This is a genomic window from Gammaproteobacteria bacterium, assembly GCA_028817255.1.
Classification (GTDB): Bacteria; Pseudomonadota; Gammaproteobacteria; order Porifericomitales; family Porifericomitaceae; genus Porifericomes; species Porifericomes azotivorans.
Map to the genome: position 1 here is coordinate 1 of JAPPQA010000041.1, position 3,796 is coordinate 3,796.

Consider the following 3,796-nt stretch of genomic DNA (forward strand, 5'->3'; position numbering starts at 1 on the left):
CGCGCCGGATTTTACCCTCACCCCAACCCTCTCCCAGAGGGAGAGGGAGAAGAGGGCGCCCTTTCTTCGCTTCCCTCTCCCTTTGGGAGAGGGACCGAGGGTGAGGGCCGAAGACAGCGCATCCCTGGGCGCAACCGCGCATTCGTCTCAGTGGAATCACGCGCTTTGTTACCCCCTTCGTGCAATATCCGGGCTAAGGCCGCGCGCCGCGCCGCCGCCGCGCCTCCTTGGGATCCATGCATAAGGGCCGGTAGATCTCCACCCGGTCGTCAGGGGACAGGAGGTAACTCAAGGGACGCCGCTTGCCGAAAACTCCCACTGCGTTGGCCGCCAGGTCAATCTCGGGACAAAGCGAGAGCAGGCCGGAGCGGCGTATGGCCTCTTCCAGGGTCGTCCCGGGATGCGCCTGCACGGGGACCGCGTAGGCCCGGTTCGCCGCCGCGTAGGCCACCGTGACGGAGAATTTGCGCCCGGCGCGGATCACGGAGGCGCCGCGGACGAATCGCGGGAACAACGATAGAGTTCATGGGCGCGGGCCACGAAGGCGTCCGCCATCGAGGCCGCGCTCCGTTGCAGCAGCGGCCCCAGGGACAACTGCAACAGGCGGCCGCGGAGCGCGAAATCCAACTCCAGGGATACCCGGCACGATCCCGGCGCGTCGGCATCGTCAAAGCGCCAGGCGCCCTCCAGACAGCGAAACGGGCCGCTCACCAATTGCATTCGGATGCCGCGGCCGGGCACCAGAGTATTGCGGGTGGTCAAGGCCAGGCGCATGCGGGCAAGCGACAGGGTCAAGGCGGCGACGATCTGCCCGCCGTCCCGTTGCAGCACTTCGGCGCGGGAACACCACGGCAGGAACCGGGGATACGACTCGACATCGTTGACCAGATCGTACATCCGCGCTGCCGGATAAGGGACCCGGACTTGCCGACGAACGCGATACAACCCCGAAACTACCCTCCCAGGTCCAAAATGCCGCTGGCATGGAGAAAGATCGCCAGGAACCCCACCGGCGCCAGAAAACGGATCGCCAGCCGCCAGGAACGGTAGGCAAGGCCGTCGGGCAAGCCCAACTCCTCCCGGCTGGAGCGCCTGGAGATCCGCCAACCCGCAAACAGGGCGATCAACAAGGCGCCCAGGGGCAGCATGATATTGGTCGTCAAATAATCCAGCCAGTCGAAAAAGGTCTTGCCCAGCAACTGGTATTGCTGCCAAAGATTGAAGGACAGCAAGGCGCCCACGCCCAGCAGCCAGGCCGTCCCGCCCGCCGTTACCGCCGCCCGGAAGCGGCTCCAGCCCCGGCTCTCGATCAGCCAGGCGACCGCCGGCTCCAGGATCGAGATCGCGGAAGTCCAGGCGGCGAACGACAACAACAGGAAGAACAAGACGCTGAACAGCGCTCCCCAGGGCATCTGGCCGAATGCAATGGGCAGCACCTTGAAGATCAGGCCCACGCCCTGGGCGGGTTCCAGGCCGTAACTGAACACCAGGGGGAATATCATCAGGCCGGCAAGCACCGCCACCAATGTATCCAGGGCGGCCACGCAGCCGGCCATGCGGACGATGGAGCCCTTCTCCGGCAGGTAGGCGCCATATGCGATCAGCGCCCCCATGCCCACGCTCAGGCTGAAAAAGGCCTGCCCCATGGCCACCAGAAAGACGCCGGGATTCTCCAGCAGGTAGGGGAAATCCGGGCGGAACAGGTATTCCACGCTACGGCCGAAACCCGGCGTCTGCAACCCGTAGCCTACCATCAGCAGCAACAGGCCGAACAGCGCCGGCATCAGCAGCTTGACGCTGCGCTCCAGCCCTTCCTGCACGCCCAGCGCCTGCACGGTAACGGTCATGCCCATAAAAACGGTATGCAGCAACAGGAGCAGTCCGGGAGAGCCCAGCAGGTCGCCGAACAATTCGCCGACCCCGTCCTGCGACTGCGCCCCCCAGCCGCTCACGGACAGGAAAACGTAATGCAGCACCCAGCCCGCGACTACGCTGTAGTACGAGAGGATGCTGACGCCGGTGGCGACCCCCAGCCAGCCGATTATGGACCAATGCCGGCTGCGCCCCTCCTCCATGGCGATCAGGCGAATGGCGCCGATGGGGTTTTGGCGGGCGCGGCGGCCGATCATGATCTCCGCGATCATGATCGGCAGGCCGAGCAACAGCACGCAAACGATATACGCCAGCACGAAGGCGCCGCCGCCGTTCTCCCCTGCCACGTAGGAAAAGCGCCATACGTTGCCGATCCCCACCGCGGAACCGGCGGCGGCAAGAATAAAGGCCCAGGAAGAAGACCACTGCCCGTGAACTCCCATTTTCGCCATTTGCAGGATTCCTCCGCCCCAAAGAACCGGTATTGTGCGAGAAAACGCGCGGTCTTGCCACCGCCGCCGACACGGCGCCGATACGGCGCAAGCCGTTACGCAATCGAAGCTCAGCAAAGCGGTTCTTACGCATCACTCCCCCCTTGAGGGGGAGTCGGCAAGCAGGAGATCGGCGAGGTGAAGGTGGAACTCTACGCATCACTCCCCCCTTGAGGGGGAGTCGGCAAGACGAGGGCGCCAGCCCGAAGTCGCGCCGGTGGGGGGAGCAGCTAAAGCGCCTGCTACACCCCACCGCCCAGGAGAACCGCAAGGGCCGCCCAGGCTCCCCCTCCAGGTGTACATCCAGGGGGAAGCGATGGAAAAGTGCGGCGGGCGCCCGACGCCGCCGTTATAATGCAGGCGGAGGCGCGGCAAGGCTCGAAAACGCCCGGAGGAACATATGAAAAAAAAGCAGCCGGGCACGGTGCCGGGAAAGACGGTGACGCTGAACCGCAAGGCGCGGCACGACTACCTGCTCGGCGAACGCTTCGAGGCCGGGATGGCCCTGCAGGGGTGGGAAGCGAAAAGCCTGCGCGCCGGGCAGGCGCAATTGCAAGGCAGTTACGTAATCCTCAAGGAAGGCGAGGCATATCTCTTCGGCGCCCGGTTCACGCCCCTGCCTACGGTAGCCGCGCACTCGGCGCCGGACGCGCAACGCACCCGCAAACTGCTGCTGCACCGGAAGGAGCTGAACAAGCTGCGCGGCGCCGTGGAACACCGGGGTCATACGCTGGTACCCACGGTCCTGTACTGGAAGCGCGGCCTTGCCAAGTTGGAGATCGCCTTGGCCAGGGGAAAAAAATCCCACGACAAACGCGCCACCCTGCGCGAGCGCGACTGGCAACGGGAGCAGCGGCGCTTGCTCAAGCGGCGCGGCCGCGGATAAGGGCGCGCGGATGCCGGAACGCAAAGCGATGCGCTGCTACGTATCCGGAAGGGTGCAGGGAGTGTGCTACCGCATGGAGACCCGGCAGCGGGCCCTGGAACTGGGCCTGAGCGGCTGGGTGCGAAACCTGGCAGACGGCCGGGTGGAGGTACTGGCCTGCGGCGGAGAACAGGAACTGCGCCGACTACGGAGCTGGCTGAAGCGCGGGCCGGCATTGGCTCGCGTGCATGCGCTGGACTGCTCCCCGGTCGAATACGAAGAGCACTCGAGTTTCCGTATCGCCTAGCCCGGATATTGCCCGAAGGGGATAGCGAAACGGCGGCAATCCCCGATAGGAAATCCCCGATAATGTAAGCGCTTCCCGTTACGCAATCGAAGGGAAGCAAAGCGGCTCTCTTATATTCCGTTATCTCCGTTATCTCCGCCACTCCCACTTTCCCCTCATTTTTCCCATCACTCCCCCCTTGAGGGGGAGTCGCAGCAGACAAGCCGTCAGGCGCCGGCTGCTGCGGTGGGGGGAAGGCGGCCCTTGCGGTTCTCCTGGGCG

Annotated in this window: 5 protein-coding genes; 2 read left to right on the forward strand and 3 right to left on the reverse strand. The window is 65.0% G+C overall.

Annotated features, from left to right (window positions below; translation table 11 throughout):
• Positions 1 to 193: 193 nt before the first annotated feature.
• Genes OXU43_02085 through OXU43_02095 form a run of 3 tightly spaced genes read right to left on the reverse strand, consistent with a single transcriptional unit; the run spans position 194 to position 2,324 of the window.
• The gene (locus tag OXU43_02085) at positions 194 to 484 is read right to left on the reverse strand and encodes an RnfH family protein (protein ID MDD9823950.1); all 291 of its coding nucleotides are present in this window, start codon (positions 482 to 484) and stop codon (positions 194 to 196) included.
• Positions 481 to 945 (reverse strand): type II toxin-antitoxin system RatA family toxin, encoded by a 465-nt coding sequence (locus tag OXU43_02090; protein MDD9823951.1) that lies wholly within the window; start codon positions 943 to 945, stop codon positions 481 to 483. Before OXU43_02090 ends, OXU43_02085 begins: the two co-directional genes overlap by 4 nt.
• Positions 946 to 953: 8 nt before the next feature.
• A complete protein-coding gene (locus tag OXU43_02095; GenBank protein ID MDD9823952.1) occupies positions 954 to 2,324 on the reverse strand; it encodes a sodium-dependent transporter in 1,371 nt (456 codons plus the stop codon).
• 439 nt (positions 2,325 to 2,763) lie between these two features.
• Here OXU43_02095 and smpB point away from each other — a divergent pair, with 439 nt between their 5' ends.
• Both smpB and OXU43_02105 read left to right on the forward strand, forming a co-directional pair.
• The gene (gene smpB / locus OXU43_02100; GenBank protein ID MDD9823953.1) at positions 2,764 to 3,249 is read left to right on the forward strand and encodes an SsrA-binding protein SmpB; all 486 of its coding nucleotides are present in this window, start codon (positions 2,764 to 2,766) and stop codon (positions 3,247 to 3,249) included.
• A 10-nt stretch (positions 3,250 to 3,259) separates the two neighbouring features.
• On the forward strand, positions 3,260 to 3,535 hold the full coding sequence (locus OXU43_02105) for an acylphosphatase (GenBank protein MDD9823954.1): 276 nt from the start codon (positions 3,260 to 3,262) through the stop codon (positions 3,533 to 3,535).
• Positions 3,536 to 3,796 lie beyond the last annotated feature (261 nt).